Annotated in this window: 22 protein-coding genes; 12 read left to right on the plus strand and 10 right to left on the minus strand. The window is 68.6% G+C overall.

All coding sequences use genetic code 11. The features are described from left to right. Positions 1–62: 62 nt before the first annotated feature. Positions 63–1,769 carry an SWIM zinc finger family protein gene (locus ABL838_RS12445; RefSeq protein ID WP_418125506.1) on the minus strand — a complete coding sequence of 569 codons (1,707 nt, stop codon included), beginning with the start codon at positions 1,767–1,769 and terminating at the stop codon, positions 63–65. Further along, positions 1,766–4,960 (minus strand): hypothetical protein, encoded by a 3,195-nt coding sequence (locus tag ABL838_RS12450; protein ID WP_418125507.1) that lies wholly within the window; start codon positions 4,958–4,960, stop codon positions 1,766–1,768. Before ABL838_RS12450 ends, ABL838_RS12445 begins: the two co-directional genes overlap by 4 nt. A gap of 148 nt (positions 4,961–5,108) precedes the next feature. On the opposite strand from ABL838_RS12450, the gene ABL838_RS12455 reads away from it, so the two are divergent. Next, on the plus strand, positions 5,109–6,200 hold the full coding sequence (locus ABL838_RS12455; RefSeq protein WP_418125508.1) for an ATP-dependent DNA ligase: 1,092 nt from the start codon (positions 5,109–5,111) through the stop codon (positions 6,198–6,200). 10 nt (positions 6,201–6,210) lie between these two features. Here the strand turns inward: ABL838_RS12455 and ABL838_RS12460 are convergent, their stop codons facing one another. Beyond that, entirely contained in the window at positions 6,211–7,647 is a 1,437-nt protein-coding gene (locus tag ABL838_RS12460) for a PLP-dependent aminotransferase family protein (RefSeq protein ID WP_418125509.1), read from the minus strand. 91 nt (positions 7,648–7,738) lie between these two features. Between ABL838_RS12460 and ABL838_RS12465 the strand changes: the two genes are divergently transcribed. Both ABL838_RS12465 and ABL838_RS12470 read left to right on the plus strand, forming a co-directional pair. Next, positions 7,739–8,476 (plus strand): NAD-dependent epimerase/dehydratase family protein, encoded by a 738-nt coding sequence (locus ABL838_RS12465; RefSeq protein WP_418125510.1) that lies wholly within the window; start codon positions 7,739–7,741, stop codon positions 8,474–8,476. Continuing rightward, positions 8,473–9,003: a cupin domain-containing protein gene (locus tag ABL838_RS12470; RefSeq protein WP_418125511.1), complete on the plus strand. Its 531-nt coding sequence runs from the start codon at positions 8,473–8,475 to the stop codon at positions 9,001–9,003. The genes ABL838_RS12465 and ABL838_RS12470 overlap by 4 nt, the downstream gene beginning before the upstream one ends. Here the strand turns inward: ABL838_RS12470 and ABL838_RS12475 are convergent, their stop codons facing one another. The 3 genes from ABL838_RS12475 to ABL838_RS12485 form a co-directional block, all read right to left on the minus strand. After that, the gene (locus tag ABL838_RS12475; RefSeq protein ID WP_418125512.1) at positions 9,004–9,513 is read right to left on the minus strand and encodes a GNAT family N-acetyltransferase; all 510 of its coding nucleotides are present in this window, start codon (positions 9,511–9,513) and stop codon (positions 9,004–9,006) included. A gap of 20 nt (positions 9,514–9,533) precedes the next feature. Further along, positions 9,534–9,890 (minus strand): DUF2845 domain-containing protein, encoded by a 357-nt coding sequence (locus ABL838_RS12480; protein WP_418125513.1) that lies wholly within the window; start codon positions 9,888–9,890, stop codon positions 9,534–9,536. A gap of 65 nt (positions 9,891–9,955) precedes the next feature. Beyond that, a complete protein-coding gene (locus ABL838_RS12485) occupies positions 9,956–10,810 on the minus strand; it encodes a hypothetical protein (protein WP_418125514.1) in 855 nt (284 codons plus the stop codon). 203 nt (positions 10,811–11,013) lie between these two features. Here ABL838_RS12485 and ABL838_RS12490 point away from each other — a divergent pair, with 203 nt between their 5' ends. From ABL838_RS12490 to ABL838_RS12500, 3 genes are all read left to right on the plus strand, one after another. After that, entirely contained in the window at positions 11,014–11,484 is a 471-nt protein-coding gene (locus ABL838_RS12490; protein WP_418125515.1) for a cupredoxin domain-containing protein, read from the plus strand. Between the two features lie 119 nt (positions 11,485–11,603). Then, the gene (locus ABL838_RS12495; protein ID WP_418120099.1) at positions 11,604–12,368 is read left to right on the plus strand and encodes a phosphotransferase; all 765 of its coding nucleotides are present in this window, start codon (positions 11,604–11,606) and stop codon (positions 12,366–12,368) included. Between the two features lie 244 nt (positions 12,369–12,612). After that, positions 12,613–12,993, plus strand: a complete 381-nt coding sequence (locus tag ABL838_RS12500; RefSeq protein WP_126020343.1) for a helicase SNF2 — start codon at positions 12,613–12,615, stop codon at positions 12,991–12,993. Between the two features lie 106 nt (positions 12,994–13,099). On the opposite strand, the gene ABL838_RS12505 is transcribed toward ABL838_RS12500, so the two are convergent. The 3 genes from ABL838_RS12505 to ABL838_RS12515 all read right to left on the minus strand — a co-directional run bounded on the left by ABL838_RS12505 (position 13,100) and on the right by ABL838_RS12515 (position 14,595). Beyond that, the gene (locus ABL838_RS12505; RefSeq protein WP_126018631.1) at positions 13,100–13,489 is read right to left on the minus strand and encodes a DUF427 domain-containing protein; all 390 of its coding nucleotides are present in this window, start codon (positions 13,487–13,489) and stop codon (positions 13,100–13,102) included. Positions 13,490–13,624: 135 nt separating this feature from the next. Beyond that, a complete protein-coding gene (locus ABL838_RS12510) occupies positions 13,625–14,257 on the minus strand; it encodes an FMN-dependent NADH-azoreductase (protein WP_418125516.1) in 633 nt (210 codons plus the stop codon). 20 nt (positions 14,258–14,277) lie between these two features. Next, entirely contained in the window at positions 14,278–14,595 is a 318-nt protein-coding gene (locus ABL838_RS12515) for a DMT family transporter (RefSeq protein WP_126018637.1), read from the minus strand. A 109-nt stretch (positions 14,596–14,704) separates the two neighbouring features. On the opposite strand from ABL838_RS12515, the gene ABL838_RS12520 reads away from it, so the two are divergent. From ABL838_RS12520 to ABL838_RS12530, 3 genes are all read left to right on the plus strand, one after another. Continuing rightward, on the plus strand, positions 14,705–15,109 hold the full coding sequence (locus ABL838_RS12520) for a winged helix-turn-helix transcriptional regulator (protein ID WP_126020345.1): 405 nt from the start codon (positions 14,705–14,707) through the stop codon (positions 15,107–15,109). Positions 15,110–15,111: 2 nt separating this feature from the next. Further along, positions 15,112–16,095, plus strand: coding sequence for a Bug family tripartite tricarboxylate transporter substrate binding protein (locus tag ABL838_RS12525; RefSeq protein ID WP_418125517.1), 984 nt, complete (start codon positions 15,112–15,114; stop codon positions 16,093–16,095). A gap of 82 nt (positions 16,096–16,177) precedes the next feature. Continuing rightward, positions 16,178–16,954: an FABP family protein gene (locus ABL838_RS12530; protein WP_418125518.1), complete on the plus strand. Its 777-nt coding sequence runs from the start codon at positions 16,178–16,180 to the stop codon at positions 16,952–16,954. Positions 16,955–17,000: 46 nt separating this feature from the next. Here ABL838_RS12530 and ABL838_RS12535 read toward each other — a convergent pair whose 3' ends face one another. After that, positions 17,001–17,918, minus strand: a complete 918-nt coding sequence (locus tag ABL838_RS12535) for a LysR family transcriptional regulator (protein WP_369658516.1) — start codon at positions 17,916–17,918, stop codon at positions 17,001–17,003. Positions 17,919–18,027: 109 nt separating this feature from the next. On the opposite strand from ABL838_RS12535, the gene ABL838_RS12540 reads away from it, so the two are divergent. From ABL838_RS12540 to ABL838_RS12550, 3 genes are read left to right on the plus strand one after another with little or no spacing between them, the layout of a single operon-like run. After that, entirely contained in the window at positions 18,028–19,419 is a 1,392-nt protein-coding gene (locus tag ABL838_RS12540) for an acyclic terpene utilization AtuA family protein (RefSeq protein WP_418125519.1), read from the plus strand. Continuing rightward, the gene (locus tag ABL838_RS12545; protein WP_418125520.1) at positions 19,416–19,781 is read left to right on the plus strand and encodes a hypothetical protein; all 366 of its coding nucleotides are present in this window, start codon (positions 19,416–19,418) and stop codon (positions 19,779–19,781) included. Before ABL838_RS12540 ends, ABL838_RS12545 begins: the two co-directional genes overlap by 4 nt. 49 nt (positions 19,782–19,830) lie before the next feature. Further along, positions 19,831–20,796: a Bug family tripartite tricarboxylate transporter substrate binding protein gene (locus tag ABL838_RS12550; RefSeq protein WP_418125521.1), complete on the plus strand. Its 966-nt coding sequence runs from the start codon at positions 19,831–19,833 to the stop codon at positions 20,794–20,796. Positions 20,797–20,833: the final 37 nt, after the last annotated feature.

Below are 20,833 nucleotides of genomic sequence, written 5' to 3' on the forward strand. Positions count from 1 at the left end.
GGGCGGCGATACGCCGACCGGATTGCAAGAGCCTTCCCGCTCCGTTCGCAAAAAGCAGTGTATCAGCCGATGTGGGCGGTGGTCCTTTCCTGGTCTGTCGTTGTTGTTGTCGTCGTGTTCGCGGTGATCGAAGGCGCGGCCGACAGGCGCAGCGCGAGCATGTGCTCGCACGGCCCCTTGGTCATGCGGTGGCGCACGAAGTGGCTGCACTGGCATTCGCCCGAGGCGACGCGCTGGTCGGCGTCGAGCTGCAGGCTCATGAAGTACTCGCGCTGCCCGGACGCGCCCTTGCACTTGCCGCTGATGGAAACGCCGCCGTCGGCGCGCGCCTGCGTCTTCACGCCCGCGATGCGGCGCGCGCGCACCAGTTCGGCCGCGGCTTCCTCCTCGGGGCTGGCGTAGCGCAGCTTGTCCATGGGCAGCGGCTCGCGGCTGAGCTCGCGCAGCCGCCACACGCCGTGCGCGATGTCGTACACCACGCGCCCTGCCTGCACGTAGCCGCCGAGCGCGGCATCGACCGTGAGCGTCGAAAGACCCGTGGCCGCCGCCAGCTCGGCGGTGGTGGCGCGCCAGCGTTCGCCCAGCGCCGCGAACACGCGCAGCAGGCTGTCCTGGTCGACCGCCTGCCGCGGCTGCAGCAGTTCGAAGTGGCCGTTGCGCGACCAGTCGTTGGCGGTCCAGCCCGAGAGGCCGAGGGTGAATTCCATGTCGGGCATCTGCGCGACCCAGAAGCTGGGCATGCCGGTGCCCAGCAGGTGCACGGTGAAGCCCTGTGCCACCGGCACCAGGCGTTCGAGCTGCAGCAGGCGGCGCCGGCCCCACACGCGGATGTCGATGTCGGCGGCGGCACTGTGCGTGGAGCGCGGGCACACCAGCTCGTGGCCCCAGGGCTCGAACACGATGCGCACCGGCTGCCCCGGCCGAAGCACGAAGCGTAGCGAACGCGGGCCCACGCGCTCCTTGCGGCGGCGCAGCACCAGGCAGATGTTGTGGATGTCCATCGGGTGCAGCTGCAGCCGGTGCGCGGGCAGCAGCATCGCGCTGCTCACCTGCAGGAAGCCGCGCACCCAGCTGTCGGGCACGTCGATCTTTGGCTCGTGGAAGGCCGGATCGTTGTCGCTCTGAACCTGGAAGCCGCCGGGGTCGATGGCCAGCCGAGTCGTCTTGTAGTCGCGGATCTTCTGGAACTCGTCGTACAGCGACTCGGAGTAGTCGACGTTGGTGGTGCCGTACGCATGGTCGCTCACCCGGTCGAAGATGTCGTGGCTGCACGAGAACATGCCGTAGCTCGACTCGTCCTGGCTGAAGCACTCGAAGAACACGCGGTCGGGGTGCACCGTGATGACCGGATCGAGCACGAACCACGCCTCGCGGTTGACCCTGTAGAGGTGGTCGAAGTAGCGCTTCTGCGCGCTCATGAAGGGCTGCAGCACCGACTGCTTGCGCTTGCGCAGCTCGGCCAGCTCCTTGCTGATGGGCTCCATCTGCGCCTTGAGCTCATCGCTGCGCGCCATGAACTGCGCGAGCAGCTGGCCCTCCTGCCCGGCCAGCCATTCGAGGTACGCGCTCTTGTCGCGCGGCTTGAAGCGCAGGTCGCCTACCACCACGTCGTGCAGCGCCGACATGCCTTCGCGGAACGGCAGGTGGCGGTTGATGTCGGCGACGAAGTGCACCGGCGCGCGCAGCGTATCGGGCGCGAACTGCAGCGCGGTGCTGTTGGCCGTGTGCTGTGCGCCTGAATGGCCGAAGTAGCGGTACTGGAATCTCATGCGGCGGGCCCTCCGGTCAGGGCGGAGGAAGAGGGCGGAGGCGCGCGGCGCGGCGCGATGCTGCGCACCGGCGCGGTCTGCAAGGGGTTGTCCAGCCCGGGGAAGGCTTCCTGGATGCTGCGCAGCCCCGCCACGTATTGCGCGCGCTCCGTGATCGCGCCGGTCACGGCCTGCCGTGCGAACACGCGGGCGACGATGCGCGCGATGTCTTCCGAGTGCATCGCCTGCGCGGCCAGGAACTCCATGACGCGCGCCTTGGCCAGCCGGCCCCGGTTGGCCTGCGAGAGCACGCTGAGGAAGTAGGGCTCCAGCCGCGCGAGCACGTCGGCATTGCGGCTCGCGGCCGAGGCCAGCCAGTTGGTCACGAAGAGCTGCATGCCCGGCGAAGGATGCTGGCTCAGCTGCAGCATGTAGGTGGTGACGTCGGTCACGTCGAAATGCGTGGTGAGCAACTCGCGGCCCAGGCGCTGGGCGCCGGCGTCCTTGTGGTCGCACAGGCGCACGAGCAGCGCAGGCGTCCACAGGCTGGATTCGCCCTGGGCGCCGAACCACTGGCGCGCCCAGTCGCGCGCGTCGTCCCAGCGGCTGTCGAAGATGCGCAGCGCGTCGCCGAGTTCGGCGAGCGTGCGTTCCGGGCTCGCTGCCAGCTGCTCGGTGGCCCACTGCCGCGCGGCGGCGGTGTCGACAAGGCCGAAGCTCGCGGTCTGCAGCACGCTGAAGCTCAATGCATCCTGTTGCGGCAGCAGCCATGCACCCAGGCGCTGAGCACCCTTGCTGCGCGCTTCGAGCAGGCGCAGCGTCACGGCGGGCTCGCCGCGGCGCGTGTGCTCGGCCAGCGGGCCGCACAGCCATTGCAGCAGCGAATCGAACACGCCCTCGGCGGCTTCGGCGCGGAACAGCTCGTCGCGCAGCAGCGGCATCAGCGCGGCGGCGAAAGCCGGGTGCGCGGGCAGCAACTGCGCAAGGCGCGGTGCGACGGCGGCACGCACGACCGGCATCGGGCTGCTGCAGAAGGCGGCAAAGAGTTCGGGCTGGGTGACCAGCGACTCGTCGGGCAGCGATGTGAAGAGCCTCACGCCGGCGCCGCGCAGCCGCTCGTCGTCGGAATGCAGCAGCCGCGTGAGCACGCTCACCGGCAGGCCCTGCACCGAGGCCGGATGCAGCAGCAGCCACTCTGCGGCGGTGCGCACGACTTCGGGGCTCGCATGATCGAAGAGCGCCAGCAGCCTGTCGAGCGGCGCCTTGGCGGCAGCCGTGCGCAGCAGGCCCTGCAGCGCCCATTGCACGTTCTCGCAGATGGCGTCGAGCTGCGGCTGCGCGGCATCGCAGGCCGACAGCCACGAGAGCAGTTCGGAGGCGAGCACATCGAGCGTCGAAGGGTTCGGCGCGGCGGCCTGCAGCAGCAGGCGCGAGGCGCGGCGCACTTCGGCGTCGGCCGAGGTCAGCAGCATCAGCAGCAGGCCGACGTGCTGGCTGTAGAGGCCCGGGTCCTGCCCGATGTATTCGAGCGCGAGCGTGCGCGCCTCGGCCAGCGGGGAGCCCAGCAGCGCTGGCAGCCAGGGTAGGGGGGCTTCGCCCGCCGCGATGCGCCGCCGTGCGATGCCCAGCGCGAAGCGCGCCGTGTCTTCCCAGGTGCTGGCCAGCAGGCGCCAGACGGTGGGCGCTTCGAGCGCTTCGCAGAAGGGCTTGTTGTCCTGCAGCGCGCGCGCGGCGAAGGCGTGCACGGCGGCGCAGCGGCCCTGCTGCATCAGCTGCAGCAGTGCCTGCGGATGGCGATCCCAGCGTTCGGGCCAGGCTTCGGTGCGGTTCAGGCGCTGCGCGGGCAGCGGCGTGCCGCGGCGCCACTGCAGGCCACCGCGCTGGGCTTCCCATTCGGGGTCGTGGCGATGCAGCAGCTGCATCAGCACCAGCCAGCGGCTGTAGGGGCCGGTGTGCCAGCTGCGCGGCTCGGGCGTCCAGCGCGACTCGCGCTGTTGGCCGGCGGTGCCGGCTTCGGCGTCGTCGGCCGCGAGCAGCACGCCCATGGCGAGCCGGAGCCAGTCGGCTTCATCGGCCGCGCCGGCCAGGGCAAGCCTGCGCAGGTTGCGCCAGGTGCGGCGGCGCAGGTAGTCGCGTGTGCGCTGGCTGTAGGCGAGGCGGCTGTCGGGCCGCACGATTTCCTTGGCGATTTCGACGTAGCGTCCGTTGACCTGCGCCCAGCGACCGCCGGTGCGGAATGCCGCGCGCTGCGTTTCGAGGCGCTGGTGCAGCACGCCGAGCAACTCATAGTCGCCCGCGAACTCCGCGCCCTTGTAGAGGCGCCGCCATGCGCGGAAGCTGCCGGCCGCGAGCTGCAGCGTCGGCGCGATCTGGAGCAGCGCGGCATGCGCGAGCCCGTCGGCGCGGCGGCCTTCGAGCAGCGACAGGTCGAAGAGCTGTTCGACCCAGACGGCGTACTTCAGTCCGTTCCAGAGCGCCGGGTCGGCCAGGTGTTGCTGGAGCAGCGGCATGGCCTGTGCGGCAGGCACTTTGCCCATCGCGGCCCAGGCGCGTCGCAGCGGGGCGGGCCAGTCGTCGATGATGCGCGCCGCCTCGGCTGCGCGCTGCTCCTCGGGCCAGAGTGCGAGCGCTGCCCATCGCGCGGCGCGCGTGACCACCGGCGTGCGGCCGCGCTTCGACAGCTCGCGCATCGCCTCGAAGGCGCCAGCGTCGCCGCATCGGCCGACGGCCCAGGCGATGCAGTAGTCGAGCATCGGCTCGCCGGTCTCGATGTGGTCGATGAGCTGCGGCACGGCGGCAGCGAGCCGGCGTTCCCCGATGCGCCACACGACTCGGGTGCGGCGCACTGGGGGCAGCAGCCGCCATGCGTCGGGGCGGATGGCTGCCAGCAGCACGGCGTCGCCGGGGTGCGCGACGGCGGCAGCGGTGGGCGGGGTTGCCGCCGGAGCCGGTGAGGCGGAGCCTTCGGGCACATAGCCCTGCGCGATCTGCGCGGCAACGGCATGCTCGAATGCGGTGCTGGCTGCCTCGAAGGGCAGCGGCGACGGGGTGAAGACCGTTTCCTTCCATTGCAGCCCGTCGCGGCTGGTGCTCACGTGCACCACATGGCCGGGAGCTTCCGGCAGGGCGAACAGTTCCACTGTGCTGAAGCCGGCGGCGCCTGCCACGCCGGGCTTCGTGCGGATCAATTTCTCTGAGCGAATGCGCTTCACGCGGAGGCCTCCCCTGCCTTCGGTTGGTGCTTGTGCTGCTTTCTTGTGTCGCCGCGCATCTTAGCGGGCGTTTGCGGAGTTCACGGCGATCACTTCGCTCTTGCCTGTGTAGCATGCGCGCTCCGGCAACCACGCAGCGATTCTCCAGATGTCGAACACCGCGCAGACTCCGCAGTCGAGCTTTCTCTACTTCACGGGCGCAGGCTCGGACAAGGTCTACCAGGTGCACCTGCGTCCCAAGGACGACGGATGGGTGGTCGACTACGGCAACGGCCGGCGCGGCGGCACGCTATCCACCGGCACCAAGACCAGCAGCCCGGTCGCCTACGAGGCCGCGCTGAAGATCTACGACAAGGTCGTCAAGGAGAAGACTTCCAAGGGCTACACGACCGACCAGTCCGGCGCGCTCTACACCTCCACCGACCTTGCTGGCCGCGTGAGCGGGGAGCTGCCGCAGCTGCCCACGCTGATCCTCGAGGAGCAGGCCGCGCGCTATTTCGACGACCCGGGCTGGGGCCTGCAGGAAAAGGCCGATGGAGAAAACCGCATCCTGCTGATCGAGGGCGAGACTGTGCGCGGCACCAACCGGCGCGGACTGTTCGTCGACATTCCGCAGGCCTGGCTCGCAGCGGCCGCAGCACAGCCTGGGCGCACCGTGATCGCGGGCGAGCACGTGGGCGATGCCTTCATGGCCTTCGACCTCCTGGAGTTGCACGGCGAGGACCTGCGCGGCGTGCCCTTCATCGAGCGATTCGGCCATCTGCGCACGGTCGCGCCGTCGATGCCGTGGATCAGCCTGCTCGAACTCGAGCTCACGGCCGAGGGCAAGCGCCGCCGTGCTGCCGAGCTGCTGGCCGCGCACGGCGAAGGCTATGTGCTCAAGTCGCTCGACGCACCCTTCGCCGCAGGCCGCAGCACGAGCAGCCTGAAGTTCAAGTTCAACCAGAGCGCGACCTGCGAAGTGATCCGTGTGAACGCCCAGCGCTCGGTGGCCGTGGGACTGCGCGACGATGGCGGCGAAATGATCGACCTGGGCAACGTGACGGTGCCGCCCAACGAGGCGCTGCCGGCCGTGGGCACGCTGGTGGAGGTGCGCTATCTCTACCGCTATGCCGGCGGCAAGTTCGAGCAGCCGGTCTACAAGGGGCAGCGGCCGGACATGACGGCGGAAGACGCTGTGCTGTCGCAGGTCACGCGCATCAAGGACCGAAGCGCCGCGGCTGGCGACGACGACGCCTGACGCCGGCCATTCAGCCCAGCGCCGCGCGCAGCCTGGCAGCGAGCCGGTTGGCCTCGGCGGCGGTCGCGATGTTGGTGAAGCCCATCAGCAGCCCCTGCGCGCCGGGCCCCGAGACGCCGCGTGCCGACAGCGGCTGGCAGTTGAGCCCCGCCTGCTGCGCGCGGCGGGCCAGCGCGACGTCGTCTTCCTCGCGCCCGTCGAAGCGCGCGATGAGGTGCATGCCGCCGCTGCGCAGGTCGAGGTGCACTGCATCGCCGAAAGCCTTCTGCAGCGCGGCAACGAGCATCGCGCGGCGGCGCGCATAGAGCAGGCGCATCTTCTTCAGGTGGCGCGGGAAGTGGCCCTCGCGCATGAAGTCGGCCACCACTGCCTGCGTGCTCTGCGGGCTGCCGTTCGACCATGTGCGCGCCGCTTCCTCGAAGCGCGGGCACAGCGATTCGGGAACGACGAGGTAGCCCAGCGCCAGCCCGGGGAAGAGCACCTTCGAGAAGCTGCCGGCGTACAGCACGCGGTCGTGGCCATCCAGGCTCTTGAGCGCGGGCAGCGGTGCGCCGGCGTAGCGGTACTCGCCGTCGTAGTCGTCCTCGACGATCCAGGCGTTCGCCTTCGAGGCCCAGTCGAGCAGCTGGAGCCGCCGCGCGAGCGTCATCGACACGCCCAGCGGTGCCTGGTGTGAAGGCGTCACGACAGCCATCCGGGCTTCGGGCGCCTTGCGCAGGCCGCGCGCGACGACGAGGCCGTCTTCGTCCACGGGCACCGGCACCGTGCGGTGGCCGGCAGCGCGCAACACCTCCTGCGTCGGCGGAAAACCGGGGTCCTCGATCCACACGCGCTCGTCCTTCTTCAGCAGCGTGCGCGCGACGAGCGCGAGCGAGGCGCGGTAGCCGCCCGTCACCAGCACCTGCGAGGCATAGCACGAGACGCCGCGCGACACCTGCAGGTAGGCCGCGATGGCTTCGCGCAGCGGCGGGTAGCCGCCGGGGTCGCCGTAGAACATGTCGGCCGCGTTCATGGCCCGCGCGCGGCGGGCGGCGAGGCGCGACCACAGCTTGCGCGGAAACGCATCGAGCGCCGGGATGCCCAGCTGCATGAGCGGCGGCTCGCCCGGGTGCTTGAGCGCATCGGGCGCCGGCTTGTCGATGCGGCGGGGCGGCTCCCGCCTTGCCGGCCGATGCTGCGGCAGCGATGGCGACACCACCGTGCCCGCCTGTCCGCGAGAAGAGAAATAGCCTTCGCCGGTCAGCTGGTTGTAGGCGGCCTCGATAGTGCCGCGCGCCACGCCGAGCTCGGCCGCGAGGCTGCGCGCCGAGGCGACGCGGTCGCCGGGGCGCAGCGTGCCTTGCTCGATGGCGCTGCGGTAGCGCTCGTAGATCTGCCGGAACAGCGGCGTCTTCCTGGCCCGGTCGATTCCCGGTACGTCCTTCGGTGCTTGGGGCTGGGTCATCATGGCCTGGTCATTTTGGCGAATCTTGGCTCTTTTGGATGGGGCATCGTAGACCTAAGCTCGTCCTCATGGACAGCCTGGAAGGAAGAATGCAATGAGCGAGAAGGTATTTCTGGCGGGAGCGACCGGCGCGGTGGGCGTCGCGCTGGTGCCGATGCTGATCGAGGCGGGCTACACCGTTCACGGCAGCACCCGGCGCGCGAACCGGGTGGGTGCATTGGAGGCGATGGGCGTGCACCCGGTCGTCGTCGACGTGTTCGACGCGGCGGCCCTGCGCGAGGCGCTGGTGCGCATCGCGCCCTGGGGCGTGATCCACCAGCTCACCGACCTGCCCAAGGACCTGGACCCGGCCCGCATGGCCGATGCCGCCGTGCTCAATGCGCGAGTGCGCACCGAGGGCACGCGCAACCTCGTGGCCGCGGCGCAGGCGGCGGGCGCGAAGCGGCTGGTGGCGCAGAGCATCGCCTGGGCCTACGCGCCGGGGCCGAAGCCCTTCACCGAAGCGCAGCCGCTGGACATCGGGGCCGAAGGCGCGCGCCGCGTCAGCGTGGGCGGCGTGGCCGCCCTGGAGCAGAGCGTGATGGGCGCACATGGCATGACCGCCACGGTGCTGCGCTACGGCCTGCTGTACGGGCCGAACACTTCGACCGAGACATCCAAGGGCCCGAGCCCGCTGCATGTGGAAGCCGCCGCGCGAGCCGCCTTGCTGGCGCTGCAGCGCTCCATGGGCGGCATCTTCAACATCGCGGAAGACGGCAACGAAGTCAGCAGCGAGAAGGCGAAGCAGGCGCTGGGCTGGCGGGCCGAGGCGCGGTCGGGAGCCACGCCGTGAATGCGCTGCCGCTGTTGATGCAGCGCCGCGCGGGCATCGGCTTTGCCGCGCTGGCGTTCGTGGCGGCGGGCTGGGCCTTGCTGCCGCATGCGAACAGGCAGTCGACGGCGCGGCTCATCGACGACATCTGCAGCACCGTGAGCCGCCCGATGTTCTCGTCGGCGCCCGCGCCCGAAGGCTCCGCCGCCGCCGCGCGGCCGCGCACCTCGGTGAAGGTGATCTCCTGCGAGGCGCTGCCCCATGTGCCCGGCAAGTCGGTGACCACTGCGATCGTCGACTTTCCGCCCATGGCTTACTCGCCGGCGCATCGGCATCCCGGCTCGGTGACGGCGATCATTCTCGAAGGCATGGTGCGCTCGCAGCTGGCCGGTGGACCGGCGGGCGACTACAAGCCCGGCGAGACCTTCTTCGAGCCGCCCGGCACGCTGCACCTGTTCGCGGAGAACCCCGATCCGGTGAAGCACGCCAGGCTGGTGTCGGTGTTCGTGACCGAGGAGAACTGCGGCCCGCTGGTGCTGCCGCCCTGATCAGGCGGTCGCTTCGAAGGCCGCGTGATACGCGACTGTGCCCGATGGCATCGTGCCGTTCAGGAGCAGCGCCTGGAAATACTGCGGCGGTACGCCGGGGTAGACCAGCGCGGGCGTTGCCGCGAAGCCGAAGCGGCCGTAATAGGCCGGCTCGCCCAGTACCACGCAGCCGGCCGCGCCCAAATCGCGCAATGCAGCCAGCGCCTTGTTCACGAGCTGCGCGCCGATGCCTTGCCCTTGATGTTCGGGCGCAACCGAAACCGGCCCGAGCCCGTACCAGCCGGCCGAGTCGTCCGAGATTCGTACCGGCGAGATGGCGACATGGCCGACGACTTGCCCGCCGGCATTCTCGGCAACGAGCGAGACGGAAAGCTGGCCGGCACTGCGCAACGCATTGACGATGAATTGTTCGGTGCGGCTCGAATGCCCGGCATCGAGAAATGCCGCGGCCGTCACTGCCTCGATGGCTGGCGCGTCGGACGCCGCTTCGTTCCTGATCGTGATGTTCATCGTGGTCTTGCGGCTGCCGGCTATCGCATCTTCTCGCCGTCGCGCACCGATTCGACAGCGCCGTTGTAGAACCGGACGATGCCGAGGAAGTTGCCCTGGCCCCGGTGGTACACCCAGTCTTCCATCGGCACGCACTGCTGCGTCACCACCTGCTGCGCCGGGCCGCCCGGGTAGGGCGAGAGCACCCACGCCACCTGCGGGCGCGGCACGCAGACGAATTCCTTCGACATCGGCTCGCCGCATTTCTGCACCACCGAGAACTTGGAGTCGCCCACGCCGGAAAGCGTGCCGCCGCAGCTCAGCGACTGGGCCGATGCGCCGTTGGCCTGCATGAGGGCGACAAGACAGAAGAGGGCGCTTGCGGCGAATGTGCGCATGGTGCGAATGGACTCCTTGTGCGGGCTGGGACCGTGGCCGGCTCCGATAGTTTCCCCGGGCTTCATCAGGACCTCGGCCCGCGCAGTCTGGTGACTCCGAAGCCCAGTGCGATGGCCGCGCAAAGAAAGACAAGCAGCGTCAGCCAGATAGAGCGCGTGAACGCATAGGTTCCCAGCGCCGCGCCCGATGACAGCGCGACAGCCAGCCATTCGAGCACCGGGTCGATCCAGCTCCTGGGTTTGCTCTTGCGTTCCTCCGCGTGCCGGGCGCTTCCTTGTTTGCGAGGCGCTCGCTGCCTCGGGTCGGGAAAGATGGCTCTCACCGCCGGCGTGGGCCAGGGGCCGCCCGGCGAGGCGCCGATGCCCGCGAGCTGCCAGACCGGGTCGGTGTCATGGCGCGAGAGATCGGACACGAGCCCGGCGAGTGCGCCGGTGTCGTTCAGCTTGTCGACGAGGGCCAATTCGGAGCGAAGCCACGGCTCGGCATCGGCGGCATCGGGCAGGCCTTCGGTCCGCAGCAGGATGTGGTCCGCGAAGCCTTGCGCGGTCCAGGTCTCGAAGCCTTCGTAGAGAGGCCTGTAGCGCTCGCCGATGGCCGCGACGATGGCTTCGCGCCGCGCAGCGAGCCGCGACAGCGCCGTGGCCTTGTCGGTGACGAGGTAGGGATAGGCGGCTTCGGGGCCGTAGTCCTGCTGGCACTCCTCGCGTTCGATGGCGCTGTCTTCGTCATCGATGTCGTAGGTCTCGACGAAGCGTGCGTGGCGGATGTCGCCTTCGCTGAAGAGCGCCCGCCAGAACAGCGGGAAGAAGGCGTTGGCCTCCAGTTCCCCGCCGTGGCCGAAGAAGCTGCGCCACTCGTTGCGGCTGCCTTCGGGCATGCGTGGCTGCTTCGAGCTGGAAAGGTAGACGGGGTGGGACATCTTTTTCTTCTTCGCTCCAGGATGGCCCCGGGAGGGGGGCGGGCGCCATCTTACGGGCGGGTGCGCGGATTACGCCCTTGTAATCCGCGCGAAAGGCGCTGGCCGGATGGGCTTTCCAGAATCCGATGCGTTGGTCTGACTTCTTTCTTATTCATTCGCCAATCGTCCATTGCGTCCATCGCCACTTCAAGGAGCATCGAATCATGAAACACGCATTCCTCGCCACCTCCGTCTTCGCAACGCTGCTGGCTTTGTCTGCCACCGGCGCGTCGGCCTCGGGCTCGCACAGCGACGCCATCGGCAAACCCGGCGTGGCCGCCAAGGCGACCCGCACGGTAGAGGTCGACATGACGGACAGCATGCGCTTCACGCCCGCCGACATCACGGTCAAGAAAGGCGAGACCGTGCGCTTCGTCGTGAAGAACTCGGGCAAGCTGAAGCACGAGCTGGTGCTCGGCACCGCGCAGGAACTGAAGTCGCACTACGCCGCGATGATGAAGAACCCCGAGATGGAGCACGCCGAGCCGAACATGGTGACGCTGGCGCCGGGCAAGACGGGCGAAGTCGTCTGGCAGTTCACGAAGGCAGGGAAGGTCGATTTCGGCTGCCTGCAGCCGGGGCACTACGACGCGGGCATGAAGGGTGTGGTGAACGTGGCGCAAGCCGGCCAGTAGTTGGCGGGATAGGGGAATTGGGCGCGTGGCCGGCGGAACTGGATAGGCTCCTTCGCATGAGTCTGCCCACATCGGCCCTTCCTGATCCCCGTCTCCTTCTTCCCGCATTGCCAGTCGGCATGGAGTGGCTCTGCGTGAATCATGGAGAGTCGGGCGACAGCGTCTATCGCCGCAGCGATGCCTCGGTGTTCGCCAAGGTCTCCGTCGGCGGTGTGGAGTCGCTGGCCGGGGAGCGGCTTCGCACCGAGTGGCTCGCGCCTTTCGATCTCGGGTCCGCGAAAGTGCTCGACTGGCATGCGTCGCACGAGGGCGCTTGCCTCGTCATGAGCGCGGTGCCGGGCATACCGGCCAGCGAGCTGCCGGCCGACAAGCTGCTGCGGGCGTGGCCCTCCATGGCGCGGCGGCTCAGGCTGCTGCACGAAGTTCCCGTAGCGGATTGCCCCTTCGCGCGCCCCCTCTCGGCGATGTTCGATCGCGCTGTCGACGTGGTCGGGCGCAATGCGGTCAACAAGGAGTTCCTGGATCCGGACCAGCAGGACATTCCGCCGCCGCAACTTCTGGAAGTCGTGCGCATGCAGATGCCGCAGCGCCTTGCGCAGGAGGCGCGCGATCGTGTCGTGTGCCACGGCGATGCATGCATGCCGAACTTCATGGTCGATCCGCGGACGCTGCGCTGCACGGGGCTCATCGACCTCGGCCGGCTCGGCACCGCCGACCGGTATGTGGATCTCTCGCTCTTTCTTGCGAACGCTCGCGACAGCTGGCGCGGACCCGACGACGAACTTGCCGCGCGCAGGAGCCTGTTCGACACCCTGGAGATCGGCGAGCCCGACGACGCGCGCCTCGACTTCTATCTGCGCCTGGACCCATTGACCTGGGGCTGATGAAACGCGCCTTCGGGTGCGGCGATTGTTTCCACCGCATGAACACCGCGGTTCTTTTTGCTTCGGGTTTTTACCTATCTGCAGGCTCACAATTCATCTCACAGACCAGCCCACGACAAACAAGCAAGCCAGTCTGGATGAACAGGCCCCGAGCGAGGTGGCTGCCCCCGAGAGGGACGGCGCCCCACCCAAGACCGGTTCGAAACCATCCCGTATGCAAAGAACTGAATTGAAGGAAATCCAAATGACCGCCTCGAAGCTCCTCTCCGCCATCTCCCTCGCCCTGCTGGCCGCCGCCGGTGCCGCCCATGCCGAAAGCTATGACGGCGTGCATCAGCTGACCTCGGCCGCCAGCCGTGCCGACGTTGCCAGCCAGGCTGTGGTCGCCGCGCGCAGCGGCAACCCGTATGCAGACGGCGCCAACCAAGGCCCCGTGCAACTGATCGCATCGACCACCAGCCGCGCCGCCGTCCGTGCCGAAGCAGTGGCCGCTGCCCACAGCGAGAACCCGTATGCCGAAGGCGTGACCTCGCGCGTCGCGCCGGTATTGGCCAGCGGCCTCGATCGCTCCACCGTGCGTGCCGCTGCCCGTGCGGCGGCCCGCGGTGACGCACTGCCGCTGTAATAGGCGCCGGCGCTGGAAGAAGCGCAAAAGAAAAAGCCGGGCCCTGCGAAAGCGGGGCCCGGCTTTTTGTTTGCTTTGCTGAAAGATGCGTGCTCGCGTGCAATGGTCAGTAGACGCGCTCTTCGATCGGCCCGACGCGATCGGGATAGAACGCCACGTAGTCCTTGAGCTGCGAGACCGAGTCGTACGGCGACTCGTAGGTCCACACCGCATTCACCGAGCGCTCGCCGCCGGCCGGGATGCTGTAGTAGTTGCACTCGCCCTTGTACGGGCAGTAGGTTGCGTGAGAGGTGCGTTCCAGCAGCGACATCTTCACGTCCTTGCGAGGGAAGTAATGCACGGTGCCGAAATGGGCTTCACGCACTGTCAGCGCCTCGCGGGTATCGGCGACGATGCAGCCATCGACCGACACCACCACGCGCAGCGGGTTCGGTGTGATGGTGATGGGATGGTCGGGGCCGGGGGTCTTGATGGTGCGCTCTGCTGTAGCGAACATGGAAAGCTCCTTAGTCCTCAGGTCAGATCGGGTGACACAAGAATCGGGGGATGCGCATATTGCCGCGACCGGATGTCGATTTGAAGTCCCCCGAAAATCAGCCCATTCCCGACGTGGTTAAAGACCGAATGCCTGTCAGAAGCGCTCTGCAAGCCTTTCGGCTTCATTTCGTGCCCGGGCCAGCGAGGCCGCGACAGCCTGCGGCGATGCGAGCGTCGGTGCCGCCGCTATCTCGGCAACGTCGTGGATTCCGAGGAAGCCGAGCCAGGCGCGCATATACGGTTTCTGGAAATCCTTATCGTGCGACGGCATGCCTACCGGATAGTCGCCCGCACTCGAATAGACGAGGGCTGCACGCTTGCCGCGCAGCAGTCCGCTATAGCCTTCCTGGGGCGTCCAAAGCCAGTTCTCGCCGGGCAAGGTAACGATATCGATGTAGTGCTTCAGTATGTAAGGAATGCCGAAGTTCCACATCGGAAGGCTGAAGACGTATTTGTCCGCGGCATTGAAGGCGCGCGCGAACTGCACGGCGCTCTGCCAGCGGCGCCTCTGGTCCTGGGTGGCACCGGTGGAGCGCAGCACCGCGAACTTGGCTTCGATCATCGTGGCGTCGAAGGCGGGCAGGTCCAGGTCCCAGAGGCGCAACGTCTCGACTTCCACCTCGGGATGCAGCGCCCGATGTTGCTGAAGGAAGTAACGCGCCGTATCCGCGGAGCGCGATCTCTCGCCGGAAGGTGATGCCTCGATGTGCAGGATGCGTGTGGTCACGATTGTGTTTCCTTTCCGCATCACCCATTGACCAGGCGCAGGCCCACGGTGCCGCCGATCACCATTGAGATGCATGCAAGCCGCGCGGCGGAGAGCGCTTCGCCGAAGAAGAGCACGCCCATGAGCACGACGCCCACCGAGCCGATGCCGGTCCAGATCGCGTAGGCCGGCCCCAGCGGCAGGTAGCGCAGCGCCCGTGCCAGCAGGTAGATGCTGAGCAACGCGGTCAGCACGCCGACCACCGAGGGCACGAGCCGCGACCAGTCTTCCGATTGCTTGAGCGCGGCGGCCATCGCGATCTCGACCAGGCCCGCTGCCAGCAGAAATATCCAACCCATGAAAAAACTCCTTCGTTGTCGTTGGTTGCTGAAAAGAGGAACTGGATAATTCCGGCCCGGGCACCGAGCTACAAGTACGCACCTTCTGGTAACCATGGGAAATTCAAAGATGCCGTCGAAGAAGAACCTGGATGTGGCAGAGGCGGAGGCAGAAGCCGAAGCAGCCTCCGCCGACGTGTGGAGCGCGGACTGCCCCTCGCGCCGCGTCCTGGAACTCATCGCCAACAAGTGGGCACTGCTGCTGATTCCGCTGCTGCGCGGCAAGCCGCAGCGCAACAACGAACTGCTGCGCAAGGTGGGCGGCATCTCTCAGAAGATGCTCACGCAGACCCTGCGCGACCTGGAGCTCAACGGGCTGGTGCTGCGCGAGGACCACCAGACCGTGCCGCCGCACGTCGATTACAGGCTGAGCCCTCTGGGCCTGTCGCTGAGCAGGACGCTGATCGCGGTCGACCGATGGGCCGAGGCCAATCATGCGCAGATCGATGCCGCGCGGGAGGAGGCGAGAAAGTGAAGATGAAGAACCCGCTCCCGTTTCTTGCCGTCTTTCTGTTCGCCGCCGCTCTCTCGGCGGGCGCATGGGCGCAGCAGCAACAGGCATGGCCCTCGAAGCCGGTGCGCGTGATCGTGCCCGCGCCGGCCGGCAGCTCGCTCGACCTGATCGCCCGCACGCTCGCCGACCGCCTGCGCGTGACGTGGAAGCAGCCCGTGGTGATCGAGACCAAGGCCGGCGCCGGCGGCCTGATCGGCATGGACACCGTGGCCAAGGCGCCGCACGACGGCTACACGCTGGGCATCGGCTTCAACGGGCCGATCGCCTTCGGACCCTACATGTACGCCCGCATGCCCTATGCGCCGGCGCGCGATCTCATCCCGATCGTGCTCACCACCTCGCAGCCCAATGTGCTCGCGGTGCAGGCCGACAACCCCGCGAACACGCTGCCCGAGTTCGTCGAATGGGCGAAGAAGCGCGGCAACAGATTCAGCTACGCGTCGGTGGGCGCGGGCAGTTCGTCGCACCTCACCATGGAGCTGTTTCGCAGCGCGACGCACATCGAGGCGGTGCACGTGCCGTACTCTGGCTCGCCGCCGGCCGGTCTCTCGCTCGCGGCCGGCGACACGCAGGCGCTGTTCACGGTGGCGCCCGCGCTGCTGCCGCTGATCCAGGGGCAGCGCGTGAAGCTCATCGCCATCACGAGCGCGAAGCGCTCCGAGCTCATGAAAGACCTGCCGACCGTGGCCGAGTCGGGCTACCCCGGATTCGAATCGCTGGCCTGGAACGGCCTTTTCACCGCTGCCGGCACGCCGCCCGAAGTGGTGCAGCGCATCAACGCCGACGTCAATGCCGTGCTGCAGGAGCCCGCGGTGCGCGAACTTCTGGCCAACCAGGGGCTGGTGGCGGGCGGCGGTTCGCCCGAGGAGTTCAGGGCCTTCATCGATGCCGAGGGGCGCAAGTGGGGCGCGATCATCGCGAAGGTCGGCATCCGGCTCGACCAGTGAGCGGCAGGCGAGTCAGGGAAGCCGAAGGTTGATGAGCGACACTCCTGCCCCATACAGCAAGCCCCTTCGAGGAGAGAAGAACATGGAACAGCAGCAAGCCGCGACGCAATTCCCGCGCGACATTTACACAGAGCCGGAACCCGATCCGAACACGCTCGCCAACCTGGGCCCGCTCACCGCGCTGGCCGGCATCTGGACCGGCTCGGCCGGCCACGACGTGAGCCCGAAGGAGGACGGCCCCGAGGCCGAGGCCTACATCGAGCACGCGGAGTTCCAACCCATCGATGCGCAGACCAACGGCCCGCAGATCTTCTACGGCCTGCGCTACCACCTGCGCATCGTCAAGCCCGACGACGTGGAGACCTTCCATGACCAGGTCGGCTACTGGCTCTGGGAGCCCTCCACCGGCGCGCTGATCCAGACGCTCACCATTCCGCGTGGCCTCACCGCCATGGCCACCGGCCGTGCGAAGGCCGACGACCGCAGCTTCAGGCTCGAAGCCGTGCGCGGCAGCGAGAACAACGGCATCGTGGACAACCCCTTTCTGCAGCATGCGTTCAAGACGCTGCGCTACGGCATCGAGGTGACGGTGCACGACGACGGCAGCTGGTCGTACGAGCTCGAAACGGTGCTCGAGGTGCTCGGCAAGCCCGAGCCCTTCAGCCACACCGACCGCAACACGATGCGCAAGATCGGCGAGCCCACGCCGAACCCGACCGCGCTCGCCGCGATGAAGGCGCAGGCGGAGGCCGCGGTGGAGTCGGTGGTGGAAGCCGCAGTGGAGGCGGTGGCGGCGACCGGGAAGGCAACGGACAAGGCGACAGGAACGGGCACCGAGGCTGGCACCGAACCAGCCTGAACCGTTTTCGATTTCTCCTGAGGCGGCGAGCAGCGCTCGCCCGCCTTCAGTCCAGCCGCAGCGACCCGAGCCGCTCCACGATGAGGTCGTGCAGCGTCTGCGCCGCCACCGACAGGCTGCCCTCGCGCCGCTGCACCAGGTAGAGCGTGCGTGTGAGCGAAGGCAGCGGCAGCGGCCGCGTCACCAGCGTTTCGCGCTGGAAGTGGAAGAGCGTGAGCGCGGGCACCACGCTGATGCCCAGGCCGGCTTCGATGAGCCCCATCACCGTGGCGAGGTGTTCCACCTCGAACACCGAGTTCAGCCGCTGCGGATGCAGCGCCGCGTCGAGCGCCTGGCGCACGCTGCTGTTGCGCGTCATCTGGATGAACGGGTGCGGCGCGATCTTCTTCAGCGTCAGGCGCGGTTCGTGCGCGAGCGGGTGGTCGGCGCGGCACACGAGATGGAAGCGGTCGGTGCACAGCCTGCTCGCGCGCAGGTCGCTGTCGGCCGTGCCGCCCGCGCCCGAGGCGGCGAGCGCGAAGTCGGCCTGGCCGCTGCGCACGAGCGCGATGCAGGCGTCCGACAGCGCATCGTCCAGGTCGACGCGGATGCCGGGCCACGCCTGCATGAACTCGGCGAAGACGGCGGGCAGCCAGCCGGCCGCGAGCGAGGGCAGGGCGGCCACGCGCACACGGCCCTTGCGGCGCTCCACGTGATCGGCAAGGTCGTCCATGGCGCTGCCCATGTCGTCGAGCAGCCGGCGCGCCGAGCTTTCGAACAGCCGGCCTTCGGGCGTGAGCTGCACGCTGCGCGTGTCGCGATCGAACAGGCGCGTGCCGACGGCGTCTTCGAGAGTGCGGATCAGCGCGCTGAAGGCGGGCTGCGAGAGATGGCTGCCCTGCGCCGCGCGCGTGAAGTTGCGGTGCTCGGCCAGCGCGAGAAAGGCGCGCAACTGGCGCGTGGAGAGGTCGGGCGTCTTTCGCATGTCTGTCCTGTCTCTGGTGCTGGTAGCTGGCTTCTTATTTGAAAAGCAGATCAATCGATCCGTATTTTCGATTTTACGGATGAGAACACGCTGCCTACAGTGCACGGCGATGAATCCCATAGACACGCCAACGCTGCTGATCGGCTGCGCCGCAGGCTTCTCGGGCGACCGCACCGACGCCGCCGGACCGGTGGTCGACACGCTGATCGCGCGGCTGGCCGCAGGGCCCGAAGGCCGGCGCGCCTTCCTGATCTTCGAGACGCTGGCCGAACGCACGCTCGCGCTGGCCCAGCTGCGCCGGCGCGACAACCCCGAGGCGGGCTACGAGCCGCTGCTAGACCCCATGCTGCGGCCCGTGCTGGCGCGCTGCCTGGCGCACGGCATCCGCATCGTCAGCAACTTCGGCGCAGCGAATCCACGTGCCGCTGCCCGGCACATCGCACGCATGGCGCGCGAGTTGGGCGCGAGCGCGCCGCGCATCGCGGTGGTGGAGGGCGACGACCTGTCGGGGCCCGAGCATCGCGCGATGTTCCAGGAAGCTCTGGGCGCACGGATGGAAGGCCTGCGCGTGGTCAGCGCCAACGCCTACATTGGTGCCGAGCCCATCGCCGCCGCGCTCGACGCGGGCGCGCAGATCGTGGTGTGCGGCCGCGTGGCCGATCCGTCGCTCACGGTCGGCCCGGCCATGTCGCACTTCGGCTGGCGCGCCGACGACTGGAACAGGCTCGCCCGCGCGACCATGGCGGGCCATCTGCTCGAATGCGGCGCGCAGGTGTGCGGCGGCTACTTCGCCGATCCGGGCTACAAGGACGTGCCCGGCCTGGAGTCCGTCGGCTTCCCCATCGCCGAGATCGACGCCGAAGGCCGCTGCACCATCGGCAAGGCCGACGGCACCGGCGGCCTCGTGAGCGAGCCGACGGTGAAGGAGCAACTGCTCTACGAGGTGCACGACCCGGCCGCCTACTTGACCCCCGACGTGGTCGCCGACATCTCGGAGGCCGAGGTGCACGCGTTCGACGGCATCGAGCGAGTGGCGCTCTCGGGCGTGCGCGGCCATGCGCGGCCTGAGCGCTACAAGGTCAACGTGTGCCATGAAGGCGGCTGGCTGGCCGAGGGCGAGATCTCCTACGCCGGCCCGCGTGCCGAGGCCCGTGCGCGGCTCGCGGCGGAGGTGCTGAGGAAGCGCCTCGACGGCCTCTCGCTGCGCGTGGACCTCATCGGCGCGCTGAGCATCTTCGGCGACGACGCCGGCCGCGCGCTGGCGGACACGCCCGATGCCGGCCTGCGCGACGTGCGCCTGCGCGTCGCGGCCTCGCACACCGAGCGCGCGCAAGCCGAGCGGCTGGCGCGCGAGGTGATGGCGCTCTACACCTGCGGCCCGGCGGGCGGCGGCGGCGTGCGCACCGCGCTCACGCCGCGGCTCAACACGCTGTCGTGCCTGCTGCCGCGCGAGGCGATACCGGTGCGCTTCGCGCTGCTCTCGCAGGAGGAACTGGCATGACGAACACGGCAGACACCATCGAAGTGCCGCTGTACCGCGCCGCCCACGGCCGCACTGGCGACAAGGGCGACCGCTCCAACATCAGCGTCATCGCCTGGCATGCGCAGCTGTATCCCATGCTGGTCGAGCAACTCACGCCCGAGCGCGTGGCGGCGCAGTTCCACCACCGCTCGCCCTCACAGGTGCAGCGCTTCCTGCTGCCGAAGCTCAGTGCGATGAATTTCGTGCTCGACGCGGTGCTCGACGGCGGCGTCAACGACGCGTTGAACCTCGATGCGCACGGCAAGGCGCTTTCCTTCCTGCTGCTCGACATGCCGGTGCGCGTGCCGCGCGAGCTGGTGCCGCTGCTGGCGGGGCCGTAGCGGCAACCCTTTTTTCCTTCCCCAAGCCATTCCATACGGAGACAAGACAATGAAGCGATTCCCCCTCACCGTGCTGACCGCCGCGCTGGCCGTGGTGCCATTGCTGGCACAGGCGCAAGCCTTTCCCGAGAAGCCGATCACCTTCGTCGTGCCCTTCGCGGCCGGCACCGCCACTGACCAGATCGCGCGCGCGCTTGGCACCCAGATCACCGCGGAGACCAAGCAGGCCGTGGTCATCGACAACAAGGCGGGCGCCAGCGGCTTCATCGCCTCGCAGAGCGTGGCGAAGGCGCCGGCCGACGGCTACACGGTGCTCATCACCACCAACACCACGCACGCCGCCAACGAGCACCTGTTCAAGAAGCTGCCCTATGACCCGGTGAAGGATTTCGCGCCCGTCGCCGCGCTCGGCAAGGGCGGCCAGATCATGGTGGTGAACCCCAGCTTCCCCGCGAAGAGCGTGGCCGAGTTCATCGCGCTCGCCAAGAAGGAGCCGGGCAAGTACAGCTTCGGCAGCGGCAGTTCATCGAGCCGCATGGCGGGCGAGCTGCTGCAGCAGATGGCCGACATCAAGCTGCTGCATGTGCCTTACAAGAGCAACACGCTCGCCGTGACCGACCTGCTGGGCGGGCAGATCAACATGATGATCACCGACACCGCCACCGGCCTGCCGCAGGTCAAGGCCGGCAAGCTGCGCGCGCTGGGCTTCTCCAGCTCCACGCGCTCGGCGCTCGCGCCCGACGTGCCCACCATCGCCGAGGCGGGTGTGAAGGGCTACGAGATGGGCTACTGGTTCGCCGCCTACGCGCCCGCGAAGACGCCGCCGGCCGTGGTCAAGCGGCTCAACGAGCTGCTGGTGAAGGCCGCGAAGAGCGAAGCCGCGAAGACCGCGTTCTACGAGCCGACCGGCACGGAGGTGTTCACCAGCTCGCCCGAGGAACTGGCGAAGTTCCAGGCCGGCGAGTCGCAGAAATGGGGCCGCATCGTGAAGGCGGCCGGCATCGAGGCCGAGTGATCTGACGGCCCACGCGCCGTAGCGGGGATCGGCGCCG

The organism is Variovorax sp. 160MFSha2.1, assembly GCF_048305075.1.
Taxonomy (GTDB): Bacteria; Pseudomonadota; Gammaproteobacteria; order Burkholderiales; family Burkholderiaceae_C; genus Variovorax; species Variovorax guangxiensis.

Bases quoted from the DNA above. Each gene is read 5' to 3' on its own strand.
- ABL838_RS12445 (WP_418125506.1), bottom strand. From the start codon at position 1,769: ATGAGATTCCAGTACCGCTACTTCGGCCATTCAGGCGCACAGCACACG.
- ABL838_RS12455 (WP_418125508.1), top strand. From the start codon at position 5,109: ATGTCGAACACCGCGCAGACTCCGCAGTCGAGCTTTCTCTACTTCACG.
- ABL838_RS12460 (WP_418125509.1), bottom strand. From the start codon at position 7,647: ATGATGACCCAGCCCCAAGCACCGAAGGACGTACCGGGAATCGACCGG.
- ABL838_RS12465 (WP_418125510.1), top strand. From the start codon at position 7,739: ATGAGCGAGAAGGTATTTCTGGCGGGAGCGACCGGCGCGGTGGGCGTC.
- ABL838_RS12475 (WP_418125512.1), bottom strand. From the start codon at position 9,513: ATGAACATCACGATCAGGAACGAAGCGGCGTCCGACGCGCCAGCCATC.
- ABL838_RS12480 (WP_418125513.1), bottom strand. From the start codon at position 9,890: ATGCGCACATTCGCCGCAAGCGCCCTCTTCTGTCTTGTCGCCCTCATG.
- ABL838_RS12485 (WP_418125514.1), bottom strand. From the start codon at position 10,810: ATGTCCCACCCCGTCTACCTTTCCAGCTCGAAGCAGCCACGCATGCCC.
- ABL838_RS12490 (WP_418125515.1), top strand. From the start codon at position 11,014: ATGAAACACGCATTCCTCGCCACCTCCGTCTTCGCAACGCTGCTGGCT.
- ABL838_RS12495 (WP_418120099.1), top strand. From the start codon at position 11,604: ATGGAGTGGCTCTGCGTGAATCATGGAGAGTCGGGCGACAGCGTCTAT.
- ABL838_RS12500 (WP_126020343.1), top strand. From the start codon at position 12,613: ATGACCGCCTCGAAGCTCCTCTCCGCCATCTCCCTCGCCCTGCTGGCC.
- ABL838_RS12505 (WP_126018631.1), bottom strand. From the start codon at position 13,489: ATGTTCGCTACAGCAGAGCGCACCATCAAGACCCCCGGCCCCGACCAT.
- ABL838_RS12515 (WP_126018637.1), bottom strand. From the start codon at position 14,595: ATGGGTTGGATATTTCTGCTGGCAGCGGGCCTGGTCGAGATCGCGATG.
- ABL838_RS12520 (WP_126020345.1), top strand. From the start codon at position 14,705: ATGCCGTCGAAGAAGAACCTGGATGTGGCAGAGGCGGAGGCAGAAGCC.
- ABL838_RS12525 (WP_418125517.1), top strand. From the start codon at position 15,112: ATGAAGAACCCGCTCCCGTTTCTTGCCGTCTTTCTGTTCGCCGCCGCT.
- ABL838_RS12530 (WP_418125518.1), top strand. From the start codon at position 16,178: ATGGAACAGCAGCAAGCCGCGACGCAATTCCCGCGCGACATTTACACA.
- ABL838_RS12535 (WP_369658516.1), bottom strand. From the start codon at position 17,918: ATGCGAAAGACGCCCGACCTCTCCACGCGCCAGTTGCGCGCCTTTCTC.
- ABL838_RS12540 (WP_418125519.1), top strand. From the start codon at position 18,028: ATGAATCCCATAGACACGCCAACGCTGCTGATCGGCTGCGCCGCAGGC.
- ABL838_RS12545 (WP_418125520.1), top strand. From the start codon at position 19,416: ATGACGAACACGGCAGACACCATCGAAGTGCCGCTGTACCGCGCCGCC.
- ABL838_RS12550 (WP_418125521.1), top strand. From the start codon at position 19,831: ATGAAGCGATTCCCCCTCACCGTGCTGACCGCCGCGCTGGCCGTGGTG.